The 22,757-nt window shown below is 50.3% G+C and carries 17 protein-coding genes; 5 read left to right on the top strand and 12 right to left on the bottom strand.

Annotation, left to right across the window (positions count from 1 at the left end):
* The first annotated feature begins 5 nt into the window (after positions 1–5).
* Positions 6–1,346 (top strand): ABC transporter substrate-binding protein, encoded by a 1,341-nt coding sequence (locus tag PV433_RS06505; protein WP_332071371.1) that lies wholly within the window; start codon positions 6–8, stop codon positions 1,344–1,346.
* A gap of 120 nt (positions 1,347–1,466) precedes the next feature.
* Here the strand turns inward: PV433_RS06505 and PV433_RS06500 are convergent, their stop codons facing one another.
* Together PV433_RS06500 and PV433_RS06495 are read right to left on the bottom strand one after the other, a co-directional pair.
* On the bottom strand, positions 1,467–2,690 hold the full coding sequence (locus PV433_RS06500; protein WP_332071370.1) for an MFS transporter: 1,224 nt from the start codon (positions 2,688–2,690) through the stop codon (positions 1,467–1,469).
* 401 nt (positions 2,691–3,091) lie between these two features.
* Positions 3,092–3,265: a hypothetical protein gene (locus tag PV433_RS06495; RefSeq protein WP_332071369.1), complete on the bottom strand. Its 174-nt coding sequence runs from the start codon at positions 3,263–3,265 to the stop codon at positions 3,092–3,094.
* A gap of 189 nt (positions 3,266–3,454) precedes the next feature.
* On the opposite strand from PV433_RS06495, the gene PV433_RS06490 reads away from it, so the two are divergent.
* Entirely contained in the window at positions 3,455–3,682 is a 228-nt protein-coding gene (locus PV433_RS06490) for a hypothetical protein (RefSeq protein ID WP_332071368.1), read from the top strand.
* Positions 3,683–3,786: 104 nt separating this feature from the next.
* Here PV433_RS06490 and PV433_RS06485 read toward each other — a convergent pair whose 3' ends face one another.
* Entirely contained in the window at positions 3,787–5,457 is a 1,671-nt protein-coding gene (locus PV433_RS06485) for a ribonuclease J (RefSeq protein ID WP_332071367.1), read from the bottom strand.
* Between the two features lie 120 nt (positions 5,458–5,577).
* On the opposite strand from PV433_RS06485, the gene PV433_RS06480 reads away from it, so the two are divergent.
* Positions 5,578–5,799: a DUF2905 domain-containing protein gene (locus tag PV433_RS06480; protein WP_332071366.1), complete on the top strand. Its 222-nt coding sequence runs from the start codon at positions 5,578–5,580 to the stop codon at positions 5,797–5,799.
* Positions 5,800–5,892: 93 nt separating this feature from the next.
* Positions 5,893–6,117, top strand: a complete 225-nt coding sequence (locus tag PV433_RS06475) for a hypothetical protein (RefSeq protein ID WP_332071365.1) — start codon at positions 5,893–5,895, stop codon at positions 6,115–6,117.
* 214 nt (positions 6,118–6,331) lie between these two features.
* Here PV433_RS06475 and PV433_RS06470 read toward each other — a convergent pair whose 3' ends face one another.
* From PV433_RS06470 to PV433_RS06445, 6 genes are all read right to left on the bottom strand, one after another.
* A complete protein-coding gene (locus PV433_RS06470) occupies positions 6,332–7,288 on the bottom strand; it encodes an alpha/beta hydrolase (RefSeq protein ID WP_332071364.1) in 957 nt (318 codons plus the stop codon).
* A 163-nt stretch (positions 7,289–7,451) separates the two neighbouring features.
* Entirely contained in the window at positions 7,452–12,128 is a 4,677-nt protein-coding gene (locus tag PV433_RS06465; protein ID WP_332071363.1) for an Ig-like domain-containing protein, read from the bottom strand.
* A gap of 388 nt (positions 12,129–12,516) precedes the next feature.
* Positions 12,517–14,091, bottom strand: coding sequence for an extracellular solute-binding protein (locus tag PV433_RS06460; RefSeq protein ID WP_332071362.1), 1,575 nt, complete (start codon positions 14,089–14,091; stop codon positions 12,517–12,519).
* 1,270 nt (positions 14,092–15,361) lie between these two features.
* Positions 15,362–16,333, bottom strand: a complete 972-nt coding sequence (locus PV433_RS06455; protein WP_332071639.1) for a Gfo/Idh/MocA family protein — start codon at positions 16,331–16,333, stop codon at positions 15,362–15,364.
* A 63-nt stretch (positions 16,334–16,396) separates the two neighbouring features.
* Positions 16,397–16,753: a Rieske (2Fe-2S) protein gene (locus tag PV433_RS06450; protein ID WP_332071361.1), complete on the bottom strand. Its 357-nt coding sequence runs from the start codon at positions 16,751–16,753 to the stop codon at positions 16,397–16,399.
* On the bottom strand, positions 16,750–17,901 hold the full coding sequence (locus PV433_RS06445; RefSeq protein WP_332071360.1) for an amidohydrolase family protein: 1,152 nt from the start codon (positions 17,899–17,901) through the stop codon (positions 16,750–16,752). The genes PV433_RS06450 and PV433_RS06445 overlap by 4 nt, the downstream gene beginning before the upstream one ends.
* A gap of 187 nt (positions 17,902–18,088) precedes the next feature.
* On the opposite strand from PV433_RS06445, the gene PV433_RS06440 reads away from it, so the two are divergent.
* The gene (locus PV433_RS06440) at positions 18,089–18,904 is read left to right on the top strand and encodes a helix-turn-helix domain-containing protein (protein ID WP_332071359.1); all 816 of its coding nucleotides are present in this window, start codon (positions 18,089–18,091) and stop codon (positions 18,902–18,904) included.
* A 101-nt stretch (positions 18,905–19,005) separates the two neighbouring features.
* On the opposite strand, the gene PV433_RS06435 is transcribed toward PV433_RS06440, so the two are convergent.
* From PV433_RS06435 to PV433_RS06425, 3 genes are all read right to left on the bottom strand, one after another.
* Positions 19,006–20,727, bottom strand: a complete 1,722-nt coding sequence (locus tag PV433_RS06435) for a hypothetical protein (RefSeq protein WP_332071358.1) — start codon at positions 20,725–20,727, stop codon at positions 19,006–19,008.
* Between the two features lie 394 nt (positions 20,728–21,121).
* Complete coding sequence (locus PV433_RS06430; protein WP_332071357.1) at positions 21,122–21,508, bottom strand: hypothetical protein; 387 nt, start codon at positions 21,506–21,508, stop codon at positions 21,122–21,124.
* A 241-nt stretch (positions 21,509–21,749) separates the two neighbouring features.
* The gene (locus PV433_RS06425; RefSeq protein ID WP_332071356.1) at positions 21,750–22,580 is read right to left on the bottom strand and encodes a class I SAM-dependent methyltransferase; all 831 of its coding nucleotides are present in this window, start codon (positions 22,578–22,580) and stop codon (positions 21,750–21,752) included.
* Positions 22,581–22,757: the final 177 nt, after the last annotated feature.

Below are 22,757 nucleotides of genomic sequence, written 5' to 3'. Positions count from 1 at the left end.
TATCAGTGACGCGCAAGTTCAAAACGATTCTATTAATTGGGACGATGGTAGCCGCATCGCTTGTGAGCGCCTGCGGCAGCTCATCCGCTACAGTGCCGGACAGCAGCACCAACTCGAATAAGTCTGGATCAGCCGCAAACGTACCTCCCAAACCGATCGATCTCGTATTTTATCATCCGAGTGCGGATTGGGACGAGGAGCGTTTCATGAAAGAGTTTGGCGAACCGATCAAGGCCAAGTTTCCGCATATTACACCGAAGTTTATCAAAACCAACGGCAAAGCGGATCAAGTGACCGAGCTCGTTACGACCGGAACCCAGGTCGACATTATGTTCATGTCTATCGGTCAAATCTATAACTTCCTGCTGAAGCCGAAGATGGAGCGCGACATGACGCCGATGATTCAGAAACACGGCTTCGATCTGAGCCGGTTCGAGACGACGAGCGTCGACATGCTGAAGCAGATCGGCGGCGGCAAGCTGTACGGCATCCCGATGTACACGCTGCCGGCCACGATCTACTACAACAAAGACCTCTTCGACAAATTCGGAGTGCCATACCCGAAGGACGGGATGACTTGGGACGAAACCTACGAGCTGTCCCGTAAACTGACGCGGCAGGATGGCGGCGTGCAATACTACGGAACCGTCATCTCTCCTTCCCATCTGGCGATGCGCAACCAGACTTCGCTGCATATGATCGATCCGAAATCCGGCAAAGCGACGTTGACCGGCGACGCCTGGAACCGGTTTCTGGCTAACGTATCGCGTTTTTATACGCTGCCCGGCTACGACTGGACCAATGCGGAGATGCAGGTCGGCAAACAGCGCGATATGTTCACGAAGGAAAAACGGGCGGCCATGTGGATGCCGGTCAGCACGATGCATACGGCTGCCGAACTGCAGGGGATGAACTGGGATCTGGCAGCGTTCCCGACGCTCCAGGAAGCGCCCGGAGTCGGCCCGCAAGCTTATCCGTTTTACTTCTTCATTACGGCGACAAGCAAGGTTCCGGAGGAAGCGTTCGAGGTGTTAGCCTACATGTCCGGCGAGGCGTTTCATATGGAAAAATCCAAGCAAGGCTTGTTCCTCAGTCTGCTGAAAAACGACGCCGTCCGGAAAGCGTTCGGGCAGGAGTCCGAGATGTACAAGGGGAAAAATACAAAAGCGATGCTGCCCGACCGGTTCGCCGCCCCCTCGTACGTCAGCGCCTATACCAGCTCGGCGGCCGCTAAAATATTCAGCGCTCTCGTAAATGTGACGACCGGGAAACAGGATGCGAATACGGCATTGCGGGAAGCCGAAGAATCGATGAACAAGACGATCGAAGCCGATCTGGCCAAATAAATAATGCTGGAAGCTCCCCGAAGTAAGCAAAAGCCCTTGATCCGTTCAGCACGCGGACAAGGGCTTTTTATCAGTTCATAGTAAAGGCAGCGACTGATCGCGTTACACTTCGTCCAGCTTTCATCGGCTGTCCGCAGCGTCTTCGTTCCGGTTCATCCGGATAAATCTCATATAGATGAACGCCCCGGTTAAGACAATTACAATACCGGACCCCAAAAACCACGCCTGCACCCCATACTTATCGACAACCGGGCCGGCCAGCGCGAGCCCGATCGGCGACGAAAGCAGGGTGATACTCGTAACCAAGGAGATGACGCGGCCCAGCATCTCGGGTTCGAACTGCCTTTGGATCATCGCCATGTAAGGTCCATTGTACAGCGGCGCAGCCGCACCCATAAAAAACGATAACAGGACAAACCAGAGAAAAGCCTCGTTCGAAACCGTACCGCTGGCGATACACGTGAACCCGATCGTAACCAAACTGGCCGCCATATAGGTCGTGTCCTTTAACTTGGAAGCGGTGACGGAAAGCATCGCTCCGCCAACAATCATTCCGATACCGAATACGGCTTCGACGACACTCGCGCTATATCCTCCGCGGCCAAAGTGCGACAGCGTCATGAGGGGAAACAACGTAGCCAGCGGCATAAAGACGATGCCGAAAACAGCTGTGGCGATCGTTAGGATAACGACCGGTTTTACCGACCTAAAGGCTATCCAGCCAAGCCTGAATTCCTCCCGGAACGATGGCGACCGTCCGGCTCCCGGTTTCGGCTGACGGATCGTGACAAGCATCAGCATGAGATTGGCGAGCAAAGCACCGGCAACGTCCAGAAACAACACCATGCCAAGCGAGGTAGCCGAATACACGGCGATACCGAGAGCCGGGCCGATGACGCTGGAGAAGGAAAACACCATCTGGTTCCAGCCGGCCACGCGCATCAACTGTTCCTCCGGCGCGATAAGCGGAATGGCCGCTTGGAATGCCGGCGCATGAAATGCGGTCGCCGCAGAACGTATCGTTAAGATCGCATACACGATCGGAAGGCTCGGTTCCCCAAGCAGAAAATAAGCGCCCAGAAGCAGGCTCGAAAGCGCTATGGCGCTGTCGGCGGCAATCATCGTCATTTTCCGGTTCCACCGGTCAAGCCATACGCCGATGAAAGGCCCGAGCAGAGCTTGGGGCAAAAAGGCGGCCAGCCCGGCAATCATAAGCACCGTCGCCGACCCTGTCGTTTCCGTCAAGTGCCAGATGACCGCGAATTGGACCATGGCGGACGTTAAGATCGAGAAGATTTGTCCGCTGAAAATAATCGCAAACGTTTTTTTCCATGGAAGCTGCATAGGAAGTGAACTCCTTTTTATCAAGCGTCGTTAGACGCTTGTTTCTTAGTGCTTGCTCGTTGCAGACCAGCACAAAAAACTCATCCTTCATTCGCTATGGCAAACTAAAAAGGCGCAACAAAAATAGCCCGTACCCTTATTCCAAAAAATGGGTAGGCCGATTCGCGTTGTACCTCTAACTACCATAAGCGGATCGAATGAGTCAAAAGGAGCACCTCCAGCAAGAATAAGTCCATCATAACAATTCGTGAAGTTAAAAGGCAATAGAAAATTAACGAACATGATTGTTTTGCCGTGCAGCACCATGTTTGATTGCCCCTATTCAGCACAAAAAACCGCCATTAAGAGTGGCGGTCATGTTGGTTGTTAGTGGCTGCTATCCCATGCCCTGCTGGGCGAAGTTATGCTTCGAAGCCGTCTTCGGTTTCCGAATCCTGTTCCCGGCTGGCAGCTATCACTTTACGATCCGCTTCGCTTCCTCCTTGAATCTCTTCAGCCGCTTCGGTCTGCTGCGCCAATTGATTTTCGATTTGACCGATTCCGTGCGCTTCCTGATGCTGTCTGCTCTTTGCCATGTGAGTTCCTCCTCGCAAAAATGACTTGATCATAGTCCCTTTCCGGTTTAGTATCTGTAACGCAGCTGCAGTTATACATTTGGAAGCGGCAGCGGTCTCCCCTCCCTTTACATGGGTGGTCCGGCTGGTTAAAGTTAGATATCATAAAAAACAATAGGGTTACAAAAAATAAAACAACGAGGTGAGAACATGAGCAGACTGTCTGAAATTATCGAAAACCATAAAAATCTGGACGACTTATTGTCCATATTCAAGCACTACGGGCTGAACGCACAATTTGTCGCCGCCTCCGTCGTCGAGCAGATCGACCAAGCGGCTGGAGAAACTCCCCAGAACGGGACTCCAACCGGCACCGGGACGGAACCGTATCCGCCGGACTTAATTGAAGACCTTAAGCAATACTTCGCAAGGCTGTAAAGTTCGGGCTCAGCCCTGTTACGATTCATAGTTGTAAATAGCGCTTGAAGCCCTTCATCCGAAGGGCTTCATTCATTTGATACACACCCCGTTGCCGCATTCGCTCATATTTCAATAATGATCGGCAGGATCATCGGTCTTCTCTTCGTGCGGGCGTAAAGCAGCTTGCCCAACGCATCTTTGATCGTTTGCTTGATCACGCTCCATTGGTTGATTTTGTCCTCATGCATTTTGGAGACGATGGTCGCTACTTGCTGATTAACTTCTTCGAACAGCGATTCCGAGTCGCGGACGTAGACGAAACCTCTGGATATCGTTTCCGGTTCGGAGATAAGCTTCCCCTCCGTCTTGCTTAACGTGATGACCGTGATCAGGATACCGTCCGCGGACAGCTGCCGCCGATCCCGCAGTACAATATTGCCGATATCCCCGATCCCGAGACCGTCTACAAGAATTTGACCTGCCGGGATGCGTCCCGATTTGCGAAGATAACCTTCGCCCGATTCGACCACATCTCCGTTATTTAAGATGAAAATACGGCTGCTCTGCACCCCCACCGCTTCGGCGAGTATCCGATGTTGATGCAGCATTCGGAACTCCCCGTGAATCGGGATGAAATACTTGGGTTTCATTAAAGTAAGCATAAGCTTCAGCTCTTCCTGGCTGCCGTGCCCCGATACGTGAAGCAATTCGCTCTTCGATCCGTAAATGACGTTGGCCCCGAGTGTATACAGATTGTCGACAATACGCGCAACATTGCGCTCGTTGCCCGGAATCGGATTCGCTGCGATAATGACAGTATCTCCCGCCTGGATTTCCATCAGCTTATGGTTGGAGCTGGCTAGTCTCGATAGGGCGGCCATCGGCTCCCCTTGACTGCCGGTACAGAGGACGGCGATCCGCTCCGGAGGAAGTTTGGCCGCTTCTTCGGGGCTGACAAGCATCCCTTCGGGAACATGAAGGTAACCGAGCTCTTGCGCGACGGCTACGACGTTAACCATGCTTCTCCCCAGCAGAGCAAGCGAGCGGCCGGTCTGGATCGCGGCGTCGACGACCTGTTGGAGCCGGTGCACATTGGACGCAAAGGTGGATACAAACAACCGGCGGTCCGCCTTCTCGAACGCATCGGCGAGATGCTCGCCAACCAGTCGTTCGGAGGGCGTAAATCCCGGACGTTCGGCGTTGGTGCTCTCCGAAAGCAGCACGAGGACCCCGCGTTTGCCGATATCGGCCATTTTGTGCAAATCCGGATATTGGTTATTAACCGGCGTCATATCGAACTTAAAATCGCCGGTATGGACAACGACGCCTGCCGGCGTATCGAATACGACTCCCAGACAATCCGGTATGCTGTGATTCGTATTAAAAAAACTGCACTTGATAGGTCCAAAGGTTACTTCCGAGTCCGTATCGATCCGCTGCAATACGGTTTCCCGGAGCAATCCGTGCTCCTTCAGCTTGATCTCGATCAAACCGAGCGTCAAGCGGGAAGCGTATACGGGCAGCTGCAGCTGTTTCAGCAGGTAAGGAATGCCGCCGATATGATCTTCGTGCCCGTGAGTGACAACAAGTCCCCTCACCTTATCTTTATTGCTTAGCAAGTAACTGATATCCGGAATAATCAGATCGATGCCCAGCAAGTTCTCATCCGGGAATTTCGATCCGCAATCAATGACTACGATATCGTCGCCGTATTGCAGGACGTACATATTTTTACCGATCTCGTTAACACCTCCGAGCGCAGCGATCAATAAACGTTCTCCGGACTGCTCCATACAAAATCCCTCCTCAGGTTGTTGCCTATATTATGAATGGGGAGACCATGGATTATCCTTTCTAACCGGAATGAGCGGCCTGCAATACGACAAATAAGGAATCAAAGGAGAATAAAACCGATGAACCATGTGCCGAAGTTTCTTGTGGGAGCCGGAATTGTGCTGATCGTGATTGGGCTGCTTTGGATGTTTCTCGGCCGATTTATTAATCTGGGCCGGCTGCCCGGCGACATCGTGATCGAGAAAGGCAGCTTCAAATTTTACTTTCCCGTCGTCACCTGTATCGTAATCAGCGTGGTACTGTCCGTAATCGCCTACATCGCCAGGCAGTTTATGAAATAAGTCCGGAGCGCAAATAAAACCGTTCTTGCATAAATTGCCGGCCCTGGCCAAAAATAAGCCCGTACAATCAAAAGCAATGGAGGGCGCGTACCGATGAACCGAAACGGCGATGAAAGGAACGAAAGCGTGTTAGAGGGGAATGAATTAACGAAGGAGCAGCTTTCCGACGTCTATACTTCGGGGACGAGCGACGGGATTCACATGCTGGCGGGCGGCAGCGTAACTGTTTCCGATGAACCTGACCAATCCGGTTCTGTGAAAAGAGGCGCGGCGGAATCAGCCGAGACTCCGCCGCCTGCGGCGGACGACAGCAAGTAATGGGGGAAACGGGCAGAGTCTGTCTTTAAACTTAGAACAGATTTTCCTCGAGAAAAAGGACCCCAGCCTCCATTTTACCGTGGAAGTTGAGGTCCTTTCGATTATATTGGTGACGTGACAATTCGTGCTGCCGGGCCGCCGGCATCGATCGGATTCGAGTTCGCTGCAGCTTGAACTTGCAAGGATTTTACCAGAAAGGTCAGGGTGTTGGGTGTTACATCCGCTCCCCGTTCGTTTTTTTGCATGCCGTTTGCGACATCCACGTCAAGATATCTTCGTACACTTCCTCCTTGCCAAGCTCATTCAAGATCTCGTGCCGCATCCCCTCATACAGCTTCATCCTGACATCGAGCATTCCCGCTTTCCGGTAAGAGCTGTACGCCCTCTCGACCATTTTGCCGAATCCCCCGACAGGATCATCCGCACCCGACAGCAGGAAAACCGGCAGCTCCTTCGGTGTTTGGGCTATTTGGCCGGGATTAGTAATGTTAATCAAGCCTTCGAACATATCGCGGAACCCTCCGGCAGTGAATACAAACCCGCACAGCTCGTCTTGAATAAACGTATCGACGATCGCCGGATCGCGGGTTAACCAGTCTTGTCCCGTCCGGTTCGGTTCAAACCGTTTATTAAACGAGTTGTAAGTCAAGTTGTACAACAGACTGCTCCGATGCCGAATTCCTTTCGACCGAATCACCTGATTGGCCAATAACCGCCCCGCATGCAAGGCCCCCCTGGAGTGATGAGCTGTCCCGCTTAGAATAAGACCGGCAAGCCCGGAGCCGTATCGGATCGCGTAATCCCGGGCTACGAACGAGCCCATACTATGTCCGAACATCACTATAGGCAATCCGGGGTGCTCCTCCCTGATTTGCTTCGTAACCTCGTGCTGTTCCCTGACCAAACCGCTCCAGCCGTCCTGTTCGCCGAAATACCCCAAGTCCTCCTGAGTCGAGACGGAATGTCCATGTCCGCTCAGGTCGCCTGCGTAAACGATCCATCCATGACCGGCTAGAAAACGGGCGAATCCGTCATACCGGTCCGCATGTTCGCATGACCCGTGCACGATTTGAATGACACCCTGTACAGACTGCGTCGTTTCGTCAACATCCGGTTCCCATTTGTATACATGCGTCGATTGGTCCGGCATTTGAAATTGTGATTTTTTCATCCGAGCATCACTCCCTGATCGGTCTCCCTACGTCATCTTTGTCTTCTATTATATACTCCAGAGGACGGCCCGTCATATGTGGTTCCATCGAAGCGTTACGCGGCCAAACGAAGCCGCCCCGACTCCACTAGGAATCGGGGCGGTAAGCCAAGCTGCTGTTCGTTTACTCGGATGGATCCGTGAGCTGGCTGCGAATGTAGGAAATATTGTGCAACAACAAATCTGCAAAGGAAGCTTCGATGCCTTTGCCGTGCTGCGCACGGATCTCGTTCTCGAGCGGCTTCAGCGCTTGCTCCAGTTTGCGGGAGTCGTCTCCGGCTTCGGCCGCTCCCCCCGCTTTTACCGTCAGACTTTGCAGGATGCCGCGGTTTTTGAGCCAGCCATGGGCAAAGCCGATCTCAAGCGTCCGGATCAGCTGAGCCGAATCCGTCTCCACGGTCAGAACGAATTCCCGAACCGTTACATGACCCGCGCCGTCCACAGCCGTAGCCAAAACCCGGTGCTCGCCCACGACCAGCTCGAGCGGTGACACTATAAACGTCGGCTGCTTCGTTACGCCGTCCAGCGTTACGGTCAGCGAAGACAGTCCCGTGACGGAATCGGTCGCATAAACCGAAAGCGTAACCGTCTCGGTCTGCCTGACGACGGACGGCATCTGGAAAGTAATCGAGGGACCGTATACATCCGAGATCACCGAAGCCGATGCGCTATAACCGCCCTCCTTGGTTACGGCCGTAATCGTCGCCGTTCCTTCACCGCTCGCTGTTACATTCCCTTGAGCATCTACTACGGCTACCGCCGAGTCGGAAGACGTCCAGCTCACGTTCCCGCTCACCGCTCCATCCGGAAGGACCCGGGCTGTCAATTTCGCCTGCTCGCCTATCAAAGTAAATTGCAAGGAGGATTTGTCCAACTCGATCCCGGTAACGGAAGGAGGGCTGTATATCGCGACTTCCGTAATACTGTTATAGTTATTGGCGGAGTTGCCGCTGCCGACAATCCGAATATATCGGGCCTCAACCCCTGGCAGCAGAAAGGTCTCAGGCTGGACCGTCGTCCCGGAGCTTTCGCCGCTGAATACCGTCGTCCATTGTTGTCCGTCGGCAGACGACTGGATATCGAAGTAAGCGCTCCTCGTCGTTCCGTTAAAGATCGCGATGGACACGGCGCCCACTGGCTTCACGGCGCCAAGGTCGTATTGGATCCATTGTTTGCCGGGGGCCGACCAGCGGGTATCTAGGTTGCCGTCGATCGTTTTATCCGGCGTATTGCCTTGGGCGGCTTCCGGCACCGAGCTGGCTTCTACCGCTACGACCGGATACGGGCTCATCCCCGGCGGCTGTCCGATCAGCGGCAGTCTTTTGAAGCGGACGGTGTACACATTACCCAGGTTCGGGTTGTCTATAGTCCGGACGTGTACTTTGGCTTCCCCCGGCACGCTCCCGCTCTGTACAACCGTGAACGGATGAACCGAAGAAGCGCCGACTACCGGCACCGCTGCCGATTCGAACGGTACGGACACTTCATAATAAGTCCCTTTCGGCTTAAAGCCCGCGAGCGGCTGCCCGTCGACGGTTAACGTATCCAGCTCCGGTCTGGCCGGTCTCGGAACGGGGTCTCCGTCCGGTATCGACCAAGCCGATAGCGGCGTATAGGCAGGCACGGAGGACGGGAGCGGCTCGCCTTCATATAACGGAACCAGCCATACCGCTAAATTGCCTTCCCGGACGTCCGTCATATGGACCGTCAGCTTGCGGACGCCGAAATTGATCGACTGCTCCGCAGGATCGGGCGAAGTAGGCAGCGCAACCGCATCCATCACCGAGAAGAAAGCTCCATCCGGCGCCTCGATCAGCTTCGCGTACAATCGCTTATCACCTTGGCTTAATACCGCCGCACGGCCGTTCTCGATAATCTCGATGGAAGCTTTCGTATGCATGAACCAGTAAAGCTCGGACGCTGTTTTCAGCTTCATTTCGTCCTGAACGATCAGTTGGGTCCGGTCTCCGGTCAACATCATGCCGCGCCTCATGCTGACGGCATCGTTTTTATATACAGGGGTCATATCCAAAATGCCTAGTGCGCCGCGCGGCTTGGATTCCTCGCGAATGCGAAGCGCGGTTTCCAGCGGGTCCTGCTGCACGACCGGATTTTGTACCGGATTCACGACGATCGTGTTGTGACCTTCGGTCTTTTTACGGTAATACGTCCAGCGTTGGTACTTATAATCCCAAAATCCGGGTAAATTGTAGTTTTCGTTGCCGGAATCCATCGCCCAACGGATGCCCAGCGCGTCGAACACAAAGGTGCCCGCATCGAGATCGTGATGGCTTTTCAGCGTCTCGTTGACCCCTTTCATCGACGCAAACAAAGCTTCCGGATCGTCCCAAGCGCTGCGCATGGAGCTTGATTCGATCGCCGAGTAAAACTGATCGAGCTCCGTCGGCTTTTGATCGAATAAGCCCGGCTTGTACAAGACCAGATACAGCGGGTGGTAGACGCCTTTGTGCCGGGAGAGGTCCCCGATGTGCCAGGCATACTCCGGTTTGCCGAAAAAGTCGGCGAACCAGAGCGACTCCGGCTGTGCCAGCGATATTCCCCCGTCAAAAAAGTCGAAATATCCGCCTTCGCCAAGCAGATGATACGGAAACGCCCCCGACTCCTCGAAGCCGGCAAGTCCGGAAAGTCCGTAGTCCGTTCCCATCACGTTGTTCATCGCTGCGATCATATAACTCAAATACTGTCCGCCATAATGCCAGTAAGCCGGCCCTTCCGGCCACGCCCCGTCCGGCGTGTAATGGCGCAGCGCCTGCTGAAGCTTCTTGTACATTCCTTGCAAAACTTCGGCAGCGGCAGCTTCATTCTGCGCCGATTCGTCCATAATGGCCAGCGCGGTCAACCCAAAGTTGCCGTTGTCAACCAGGTTAATATTGTTGAACTCTCCGTTATGCGTAAATACGCCCCGATACCAGTCCAGCGCGACATTCAGCGATTTGACGCGGATGGCGTCCGCAATAACTGTTCGTTCAGCGGGCGTCATCGCCTCGTAAACCCAGTCGTAAGCCAGAGCGACCGCATGCGACAGCTCGGCGAGAGCCAATATATTGTTCGTGCGGGCTCCCCAGTCCGCATAACCGGCAAGCGCTTCCAGCTCCTGGATCGTCCGGTCCGCGTAACGGCTGTCCAAGCTGAGCTGGTACATCAATCCGGTTCTCAGCAAACGGTCGCGAATGGCGTAATTGTTCGCCCCGGCCGACGCATAAGGGAGAGGCGCCGTTTGCAGGACCGGCTCGGCCTCCTGTTTCAGCCGTTCATACCATTCCTTCATATATACATCGGTGACGATCAGCTCCCTCGCCTGCCGGAAATCTTCGCGGTCCGCCAAAAGCCGCGGATGCTGTCCATACTCCGGCCGGTTGCGGAACTGGGCGGACAAATCTGCGATACCCGGAATAACCGCGATTTGCACCCGTCCTTCCACTCGGCCGCCCTTGCCGTCCAACGCAGCGACGCGGAACCCGTCATATCCGACAAAGTCCGTGTCGGGCGTGTAGAGGTATGTACCGTCCGGATTCACCTGCAAAGCTCCATGCTGCGGCTCCGTTACTTTCTGCCATACGATGGCGTCGCCGTCCTTGTCGGAAGCTTGCTGCAGCTTGTCGTTCAGAGCCGTGTTTTTCCCGGTCGACGACCACTTCAGGTCCAATTTCGGTTCATCGTTCACCGGGGTAATCTGGAGGGAAGCGATCCCGAACCGGGGACCTCCTTGACCGCTGGAGGCCATGAAGGCAAATTCATCCGTTCCTGCATAGTCGGGATTCGGGTAATAAAGAAATCGTCCGTCCGGAAATACGGTCAGCTTTCCGTTAGTCGGTTCGATCGCTGTGCGGAAGGTCACGGCGGTGCCGCCGCCTTGGCTCGTAGCAATCAACCGGCCGCTCAGCTCTCCGTCCTCCTGAACGGTTCCCGTATAAGGAGCGACGCTCAACCCGTCTGGCGCGCCGACGCCGACTACGGCCGTATCCGTGAAGCCGCCTTCCTCGGTTCGGACCGTAATGATTGTGTGACCGGCCGTTTTGGCGGTAACCGTACCGGCTGCATCAACTTCCGCGACCGCCGGATCGGACGAGGTCCACGTTACGCTGCGGTTCGTTGCGTCGGCCGGGTACAATTCCGGCGTTAACATGATCGTTTGTCCGATTTGCAGCGAATGGATGGCCGGCTCGAGCGTTACGCCCTGTACCCCGTTCCACTCTTGCACCTCAAAATCGTCGAACCACACCTTGCCGGTACTGTTTTCCAAAAAAGCTTCGATCTTCAGCCACGAAGGTACGGTCGCATTGTCCGGAATCGTCGTTTTTTGCTCGAAATAAGTCCAATCCGTCGTTCCTTTCGCCTCAGCCATGTTGACCAGGACGTTTCCTCCTGAAGTCCGGCCGATCTGAAAACGGACCAAAGCTTTATTCGAGACATTCTCCGTTTTCATCCAACCGCTGATTTTGTAGGTTTTGCCTTTCATCACCGAATTGATCTGCTGGAAAATCGTTCCCCGGGCGGTGGAGCCCGCCTCGATCTTTACCGATTTGCCGCCGGTACGGGCAACGGAGTTGTCTACGGCAAAGGCAGGCGTTCCGCTGAACACATACCGGGTCCAATCGGCCGCTGCGATTCCTCCCGTCCACGCCGAATTGGCCGCCGTTTGCTCGAAGCCCGGATTGGTCAGCAGGTTGACTGTTGCGGATGTTTGCCCGGTAACCTCGGCATAGGCTGCTGAAGGCTGAATCGATAAGATACTAAATAGCATAAAGACAGTCAGCATGCAGCTCATCGTTTTTTTCATTCCTGTTCCTCCCAGACCGTTGATTGAATACTCCTTAAACCGCTCTTCATGCGCCGTCCTCAACGCTGTAGGCGCTTTCAATACGACATATACCTCCTTTGCCGGTTTAGTAGCGAGCTTTTCGCCATTTCCACTATACGGAAACCACCTCGGTCTGGCTATTATCTGTTCTTTTTGCAATAAACCGAATTTCATATCGGGCCGCAAAGCCATACAAAAACCCCGTGCTTAAGGCTTTCGCCCGGCACAGGGTGAACTTTGATAATCCGAACTGGATTGCTCTCAGCAACGCTACATAGTATTTTCCCTCAACATCGGAGTACAATAACTCAAGCATATTCAAAGTAACTCTTGAAATCGTCGCAACCGGACATTACTTCTATAGTGTCTACTTAGTTAAGCCTGCTGCCTTAACTTGCGCATTGTACGCTTCGAAGAGGGCGTTTCCATTATATTTAGTCATTAGTTCTTCACGATATTCAGGCCATTTCTTCCCTGACTTATCATCAAAGATCGCTTTCGCTTGCAATTCGCGTTGACGCTTACGGAAAGTACCTAAATCAAAGCCAGAAGGCGGAATCAGACTCGTTCCTAAATAAGGAGCCGATGGAATATTTGCAACGGTTTTTGCGATTTCACGGTCACGGGCAGTTTCATTCGTATTAATGACATTCAAGCCGAAAACTGATGGAGTTGGCGGGGTAAAGAAGTCCCAGATGGTTAAGAAGTCGCCTTTGTCAGTGATGTCTTTTTTGAAAGCATCGAGATTGAGAGTAATTGTTTTACCGTTCCTGGTATAATGTTCGTTCTCCACTCCGTAATGTGTTAGAAGGAAGCCCTCCTCGCTGGCTAACCAATCAAGAATTTCTACAATGCGGGTAACCTTCTCAGGTGATTTCTTGACTATGTTCTGGTGGAATAGAATTGGGGATCCCGGAGCAACACCAGTCGCAATCGGTTGGTTACCGAAGGGGGTGAACGGAACCCAGTTTGCGTTTGGAAACAATGCTTTAGTTTTAGACTGGATACTCTGAGGATTCGAGTCATACGCGAAATCTTTCGTTGTACCCATTATTACTCCAGCTTTTCCTTGTGCTGCTCTGTCTATATGTTGTGGCGATTTATTCAGGAACCACTCGGGATCTACAACACCTTCAGAAATGACTTTGGCTATGTCATTTAAAACTTGCTCAACACTCGGATCTGTTTGCATATCTAAAATCTTGCCGTTTTGAAGACTGGTAGCAAAGACGAGGCCTGCCTTCCAGTATTCTGGCCATTCTAGTCCAATCCCGTCGCCCCCTGCAGCGGTAGTGAACCCGTACGTATCTTTTTTGCCATTTCCATCAGGATCATTAAATGTAAACGCTCTCAGTACATTTAAATATTCATCGTATGTTCTTGGCATCGCGAGGTTTAGCTTGTCAAGCCAATCTTTACGTATATACCATACGCGGTATAATTCTTTACTATATGGTGCAGGAGTACGCATTACTTTTCCTAGAATTTGATAACGCTGAAATGTAACCTCATCTACCCAATGTTTGAAATAGTTAGGCATTTTAGAGGGATTGATGAAATCTCCGATCTCACCCAGAACGCCATCCAGTGCATATTTTTGTCCGCCATCTCCATTTAAATCACGCCACATATCTGGCGGTTGTTGAGCAGCAAGCTGTGCATTCAGCTTATTAACATAATCCTGGCCTGCTTGCATATACTCAACATCAAGCTTTACATTGAATTTCTCTTCAATTGTTTTTTTTACAAAGTCGTCTTTATCTGCTGGAAGCTGAGCATTGGCAGGAGCTTCAACCATTATACGTAGATCAAGCTTTTCATTTTGTCGTGCATTTGTAGGTTTTGAAGTTCCACCATCTGAGCCACAAGCACTTAGGACGGCAGCGGCGATCGTTAGTGCGGTAAACGCTTTCCACTTTGTAGAACCTTCTTTTTTGTTCATCTGCTCATTCATCCTTTTATATTTTTTCGAAACCAAATACTCCTATTAGATAAATTTATACTATTGTTTTGTCGCGACAGCGTTATTATATCGCTGCTTAGGATTGTCAATCCATGCATAATCCTCAATTCTATTTGTATAATCTTCTACTTAAAGGTGCTAAAGATAATAATCATTAATTTATATTTGTTATGACCACGTTAAAAATTAGATTGAATGTTAAAACCCCCTTCCAAGGAAAATCCGGAAAGGGGGTTTTACAGCATTAGCATAGCGTATGGGATAGCCTTGCCGCAACTGAAACGCAATGTTTTAATATTTGCGAATATATCTGTTTTGCAGAACGACCTACTATTTGCTTAACTTTGTGGTTGAACGTTCTTTTTCGGAATATGCTCAATAATTTAGCTGTATTTGGGCCAGCTAGCGTCGATCTTTCCTTGAATAGCAGTTTGGTTTTTAGTTCTTATTCTTCCCCTCCTGACCGTAGTTCAGCAGGATACCTCGGACTGGCAAAAGTTCAAGAGTTTTGACGTATAGACTATTTATCTGGAAATTTGGCCGCAAAAACTTGAGTTCAGGAAAAAGCACGCGTAAGTTCTCGATTTATTCCTATATTGTAGATAAACGGTTCTAATCGAATGTTGCGGATAAATCGACTCAATTTGTTCCAGTGCCAGGTCTCCAAGCTGTCTGTTGAGCAAGAAAAATCCTACCTTGCCCCCGCTTTATTGTCGATATACTTGCGCCCCTTATTCGGAAAAGTCCAGATTAACAGCCTTACTTCATCTTCTCTATAAACTTGTCGAATTTCGCCAGCCAAATGTCTGCTTTCGTATCGATGAATTGGGCCTTTGCTGTTACAGAACAGATTTTACAGCGCATTAAATTGAGCTCTTGAGTCTGTCATTGGGCAAAATCATACAACCTATATCGTTAGTCACACTAGGATGCAGATTGCTAAAATCGTTGCCCTGGCTACACACCTCAAGTATTTTACTTCAAACCAAACTTGCTACATTCAACATTTATGCTTTATAGTTTCAAGCTAAGTGAATACAAATAAATACTGACACTTCGTCGCGACAACGATATTTTACCATTGTTTAAACTTGCATTCCATGAAATATTCTATATTTTGTTTGTACAATCTTCTACTATCAGTAAACACCACCCGCTTACAACAGTAAGCCTCGACCGAGATTTCCCGGGACGGGCTGCATGTAAGGAACCAAGCGGATTCATCCAGATGCTTTCGCTATACGGCATATTACACGATCGGGACAGGAGATGGGACGGAGATAACGTCCTGCTCCGTCCCGGTTGCATCCGAACGGTAGATCGCATCGATGACCGCACATACCGATTGCCCATATTCGCCGGAATTATCGGTTGGCCCACCCCGCTCGATATCGTCCAAAAACGCGCTCCATTGCGCCTCAAATACATCCACCGTCTCGCCCAGATCGACCTGCGTATACGTACGATCTTCACCAGCGATCCAGAGCGAATGCGAGCCAACCAGCTTGAGCTGTCCTTCCGTTCCTATAAACTCGGTCTCGTTGACCGTCACATTGTTATACCCGCATAAGGAGATCATCGCCGATACGCCGGCCGCTGTCTGCATCAACAAGCTGCCGCCTCCCTCGACATTGCCTCGCGTCCCGTAATACGTCAGATGAGCCATTACTTTCATAATTGGCGATCCGCCAATCCATTGCAATTTATCGATACAGTGGCTGCCGAGGTTGATCACGACACCGCCGCCGGATTTCGACTTATCCAGAAACCAGTCCGGACGCTGCGGCAAAAAGTACGGATGATGTCTACGCTCGAATATGGACACAAGCTTTCCCAACTGGCCAGAGGCGATAATCGCCTTCGCCTTGCGGTTCGCAGCATAATGATGCTGCAGTTGACCGACGGCGAGATAGACGCCGTGCTTGTCCGCCGCTATGTTCATTTCCACACATTCATCAGTATTAAGCGCCATCGGCTTTTCCATCAGCACATGGCAGCCACGCTCCATGCAATCGATCGCCGCCGTCTTATGCAAATAATGAGGTAGCGTAATGATAGCGATATCCGGCTGTAGCTCATTAACCATCGTCTTGTAGTCCGTATATGCGGCAGCTCCTGAATCGGAGGCTAATGATTGCGCCTTTTTGTAGTCAATGTCTGCTATGCCCGCCAATTCCGCGCGCGTATCCAATCGCAGCACCCGGGCATGGTCGTGTGCGATTAGAGGGCATGCGCCCTCCCTCCCCTAGCAAACCGTTTTTTGCTCTAGCGATTATCCGTTTCATTATTTAGGAAGTACGACAAACAAGTCCTCATCTTCGATTTCCACAGGGTATCCCCTTAATTTCGTCGTTGAATCGACCAATAATTGTCCATTCGTCAGATCGAACTCCCAGCCGTGCCAAGGGCAACGCAAAATCTGATCTTCCATTCCATATTTGTACTCGTACACAAGTGAAGGAAGTCGTGTCCCGCAAACAGGACCTTTGCATATAGCCGCCCCCTGATGAGGGCAAAAGTTGCTCCACGCATACCAGTTTCCCCGAACGTTGTACAAACCGAACTCTATACCTTCGATTTTAAAAATCTTCTTTTTCATTTCCTGTATATCGGCTTTTTTTCCTACCCAGTGCCTGCTCATTCATCTTCTCCCCAAGCATTTTCGGGTGAATGCTCCGACTCCTTGGCTATTTTTTCGGCCAAGTCAATGGAAAGATCGTCCTTCCTTTCGGGTCTCGTATGCAGCCCATACAGTTCTGCTGCGGTTCCCGCTAAAATACGCTGCTTCATTTCTTTCGGCATCCGCGGAAGAGCCATTCTCGGATTGTCATTATCCCAGTGCGGATAGTCCGATGAGAACATGACTGTTTTCTCTGCCTCGATCATGTGCAATATTTGCAATAAATGCTCTGGATTGTCCGGTTCTTCGATTGGCTGCGTTGTCAGCCGGATATGGTCCTTGATGTACTCAGACGGGAAACGTTTCAGCCACGGCGTCGATTCTCGCAGAGCCTTATAGTTTTTATCCATTCTCCACATCAGGTGCGGAAGCCAAGAAATCCCTCCTTCGATAGCAACAAATTTCAGTTTCGGAAATTTCTCAAATACCCCTTCACATACGAGGCTGTTTACATGGGTCATATAGTTGGTCGGCAAAATATTATGCCATTCCATATATCGGGTAGGGTAACCTGATGGTGTTGGTGCTCCCGAGATTCCTTTCCCCTCTGTGCCGGGATGAACCGCTACGGGCAAGCCGCACTCTTGCGCTGCGTCGTAGATCGGATGATAGAAACGTTGTCCATAAGGCATGCGCGCCGCGCTTGCCATAAGCACTTGAACCATACTCGGATTGGATGCGAGTCGTCGAATCTCTGCAGCCGCCGCCACTGGATCAGAGGCGTTTACGAAGATGGAACCCCTAAATCGTGGGCTGACATTCAACCATGTGTCGACCATACGATCGTTGCAAGCAGCAGCCAGTACATTCCCATAGTCCGGATCCGGATCCAGTGAAAGGCCCAGAACACCAGATCCGGTGAGAATGGCGTAGTCTATACCGTAACGATCCATATGATCGCTGATTAGAAACTGTGGGTCGCTACCTGGAGCCCCCCCTTTGTCCGTAACCGCATCCTTGCGGTTTGTACCAATGGACGAATAATACTGTGCGCCATAGGGCAGGCCTACATCGCGATATCGATCATGCCACGCTTTTGGCAAATACGGCAGCAAGGAGCCAATTTGGTTATGAACATCCGTATCGATCAGGACAGGTGTGTCATTCATTGTCATAATTCCTCCTATTTGTAACTCATGCCATTCATTATTCCTGTTGATTGGATAATTAGATTGATGTTTTGTCGCGACACCGATATTATATCGTTGATAAGAACTGCCATTCCATGAATTATCCTATATTCTATTTGTACGATCTTCTACTCAAAATGTAGAATCTTTTTGGAGGAATAGGACTATGAAACTGCTCCATGCTGTGTCCGAATTTGACCTTACTGTTACTAAGCTGGAATACGTCGTTGAAGTGCAATCGAAAAAATCTGTGGAAGTCTATTCTACTCCAGCTCCGGTCAATAGGAACGAATATGTGCTCTCTCTGACTACTCAAGGATTGACAAACTACAGTATTTCCGACCAGCAGTACACCATCTCCAAAGGGCATGTATTGTTTTTCCCAAGATACTTGCCCCGCAGCAGAGTCATGGAAGAATCGGATCAATGGAGACATATCGTTGTTGTGTTCCAGCTTCAGTTCGGGGGAGAGACGGATAAAGCTGCACTCGATCAATTAAATCATGTATTCAAAAATCTGGATCAAACGCGGATCGCTTTCTTGTTTCAAGAGCTTATTCGGGCTTGGGCGGGAAAACAACCCGGTTATTTGATTCGGTGCCGCAGTCGCATTATGGACATTTTGCATTTATTAATTGTCGATTCGAAGGAGCAAAAAACGTCTCACCTGCGGATGGTGGAAATGCTGATTGGACTTATGGAAGCAAGCGAAGAGACATTTTATTCAATTGAGGAGTTGAGCCGTGAAATTGGTATCAGCTCATCCTATTTATGCCTGATATTCAAAAAAACGACAGGATTTACGGCGATTCAATACCAAAACCGAATCAAGATTGGCAAAGCGATCGATTTACTGCGAAGTGGGGAATACAACATTACCGAAGTAGCCGACCGGCTGGGCTTTAAAGATATTTATTATTTTAGTCGGTTATTCAAAAAAATTACGGGAACCCCTCCTTCCTCCGTCATGAAAAAAATATAGAACGATCCGAAAAATGAAAGGGACCGATTCATTCAGCAATGTAAGGCTGAATAAACGGTCCCTTAGACGCATACGATCAAAGCTGCGGCTAGAAAGCAAATTTAAAAAAATATGACCTGCTTCCTGCAGGCAACGCCAAATCTGTACTCGGTGTTGGCTGTTAGCGGATTTTGATTGTCTGCAACTGGAATCCATATAACAGCTTCCTGAAGTTGACTGTCGGCAGATGCGCTTGCAAACTCCGCATCCCCGGAAGCGTTAACTCCCAAAATACGAATGCTGCGCCGTGCTCGCTCCCAATGATTAATTTCCTCGCCCGTCATAAAAACGAAATCGTAGTCGCTGGCCATTTGTATCACTTTACGCAGTGTTTCTCTAACATGGGAGTGATTATGTATATGAACTGGGTGGAACAAGAAATGAGCGAGCCCCTTCACCTTCATTGTTTCCTCAAGGAACGAGGCAAGAACAATGCCGTCGTCAATCAAGGAATGGTCCAGATGATCCTGGATTAAGAAACCCATTTCCAGCACATCGTAGAAACGATTTTTTTCGTCTGAATAAGCAATCGGAAAGTAAGGATGGCACGTTCCGAACAAGTAGCCAACATTGCCCTTTTTGCTAGGTCCTCGAGTCTGATCGGCTTGTATTCCTTGACGCTCGCACCAACGGAACAATTCGCCCCATCCTTCGAATCGGGTGTAATGATTCTTGTTGGATATGCAATGCTCCAGTCCGGCGGCCCGCTTCAGCCAATCGGTCTGGCGCGCCAATTCCTGCTCGTCCCACTTGCCGTTCTGATCCTCCATTGCGTTATAATGGAGAGCCAGCTCATGACCTTCCGCAAGCAACCTTTCATAGATAGGAGCACTGTAGCCCGGTTCCAACATGCACCAGGTACTGCGCACATTACACTCCTTCAAGACGTCAAGGGTCGTAACGGCGGACTCGTCGACGTTTCGATCGCTATCATGAGAGATCATGGCTACATGCTCGATTCCATTTGGCCAATATCCGACGAACGGCAAGGTTAGTTGCAGCTTTACCGTTTCCCGCAGTAAATGACTAATGAAGGCTTCTTTCCAAAGGTCGGAATAAGGATGAGGGAAATAAGCGGCGCCGGTCGTCGTTTTAACCCGGTCCATATCCCAATTCAACTCGAAGCTGTCATCAGCTTTTAACAAGCGGTCATCGATCGATGCCGTTCCGTCCGGAGCGGGGAAACCGTCCTGGGTGACCGGTTTTGTCCCTTGTTGCAAGCCTACCCATGTGGCAGGCAGATTTACAGACCAGCGATGGAGAGCACCGCGGCCAACAAGGAAACTTTGCATCACGGCGCCTAATCCTTTACATTTCGACGAAGTACATGACCGAAGAACGCCGAAGGACGATGTATCAAGGGGGGTGTCCGAAGCTGAAGTTCGGACAACGTCCCATGACGTGGATTCGAGATAACGAAGCGGTCGCGAGTCTCCCAGGTAATCCGGAAGCGACGCGTAGCCGGGACCGGTTGTCGGACCCATCTCGCAGCCCAATCGTTCGGCGAAGCGATTTAATCCGGCGAACGAAATCAGCAAGCCGCCGTTTTCCGAATAGTTCCACAGGGATTCCTGAGCGGATAAATCGGCAGCTAAAGGTTCAAGCCCTACAATAACGACATCGCATGAACCAACCTCATCCGCCGATTGTAGGAAGCGGAAGGGGATTCCCGCGTGCTCCAAAACTTCGACAACAAATCCTTCAAATACGTTTTCCGATTGGGCCCATCGTGCTTGCGCGGCTTCGTTATCAAGCAATACGCCTATATTTGCCAGTTTATTCATGCAGTCTCCTCCAATGAGCGGTTCCTTATTCCGTTCATTTTAATAAAGGAAGCGATTGCACTGCCATGAATAAATCTTTATATTTTTTGTACAATCCTCTCACTCCGTCAGCCATGGAACAAGGGCAGATCCTTACCGGACGATTGTTTGACCGTTTTGTCTACGAGAGTGGTAAGAAATTTACCCTCTTGTGATTGTTTCAACTGAAAATCCTCGGACGTGAACTAAGAGATCGCTTGAAACGCCTGTTCCTTGTGCTTGCTCATATTCGTAATATAGAAATAGGTCGGATACGGCTGAGGACCCCATCTCGAATCTTTAAAAACCGGATAAGTCGTGATATCGGCAGATACTGGCTTCGAATAATCCGTATGACTTTATTTATAATCTCAAATCAGTGTATCGATTTTTTCTTAGATAGAAATTGAGTCACCTCTATTAGACTGTCCGTACGCAGAACTTCCTGTTTGGTATCGAAAATAAGATAAACCGGCAAACTTTTAATCTGCAGCCTGTTCAGCTCCTTGTCCTCCGGAGTCTTATTTTCATAATATCCGGTAATAACGTCCATGTTGTCGTCAAACAGACGCTGGAACTCGATGTCGGACTGCTCTGTCGCTCCAAGCGAGGCAATATAATATTTTCCTTCGACATCAGCATACATGAATGCAGGGATGTACGAATAAGTGTCTTGAACAGCTTCGTCGCAACCGGACAATACAACGATAACAAGGGCTAATAGGGATCGGAATTTCCCGATACGTGGTGTAATGGATGGCAAATTCTCTCGGATTTGCTTTGGTGATCTCTACTTCTTCATCTAAAACATAGTGCGAGTCTAAAGTCATAGCGAAACCATCTCCCGGTTGCTGCACGTTTCTTTCCATTTTATCAAAGTACGCGGATTCGCTTGGGGTGAAAGATCGACTTTAAACAAACTCACCTAAAACCGTTGTCCAACCTGCTTCCGGGTAACCTATCGCGGTTTGCAACACTACTCTTAGGCGCCGGTCCGATCTTTATCATTCAACCCTCGCCGTAACGATCCGATAGTAGTTTGTTACTTTTAATCCTCTCGCTGTTGCGTTCTTTCTGAATATTTCCTCAACGCCGGGCAGACACTCCCGCCACACGAACTCCTTTAACTTCGCATTTTGACCGAAACATTTCTTCATTAGAACGTCTTCGGGGGTAGACAAATATTCGGTTTCTTCAATCATTTGAATCTCGGTCAGATTCAAATGGTTTTCTTTAAGTTTGAGCGTGCTGACAAGAGGCTGCATATCGTAAAGGTTGTGCGTAAAGGGCGTGTAAAGCCCCGGAAAAAGCTCTCGAAGTCCTCCATCCGTTCCGCCATGAAGGAATAAAAGAGCAATTCCTCCCGGTTTAATGACCCGGTTCCCTTCTCGGTTCCCGTCACTTTGAAACAACCACGGCCCTTTTTTGGTATAGACCAAATCGAAGGAATCGTCAGGAAACGGCAAACCGTTGTTCACATCAACTGTCATAAAATGGACCGAATCCGCCGGCTTGATTTGGTTCGCTTTCGCAACAAAACCCTCTCTTCTATCAATTCCAACAACCTCTCGGGCTTGAGTCGCAAATTGGCATGTAAATTCACCGTGTCCGCAGCCAACATCAAGAATCCGGGAGTCGCTCGTCAAATAGGATGATATTTTTTGTGCGAAGATTATCTCGGCAGTCGGTTCGTCAAACTCGGACTTCCAAGGATATTTGTATTCTCCCAGTTCATGATCCAGATTCGAGTACCATTCCGGGCTATGTGGTGGGACCCATTCGGGATGCTGCATCGGATTTGGGAATACGATCATCTCGATCTTATGTTCGCTCACGCGTTACACTCTCCTTTATTAGTGATGCAACATCCTCTATAGACGAAATGTAACTTTCGAAACCTCACAACCACTCACCATTTGCCATTAATGGTAAATGATTTTGTGGAATCATACAATCCTTGAGGTGGATTTATGTGGACACACGCCACTATAGGTCGCGGGAGCTTCTTCCGG

The organism is Paenibacillus sp. GYB004, assembly GCF_036577605.1.
Lineage (GTDB): Bacteria > Bacillota > Bacilli > Paenibacillales > NBRC-103111 > Paenibacillus_AB > Paenibacillus_AB oceani.
Note: the sequence above shows the minus strand (reverse complement) of the source record. Positions and strands in the feature narration are given on the sequence as shown.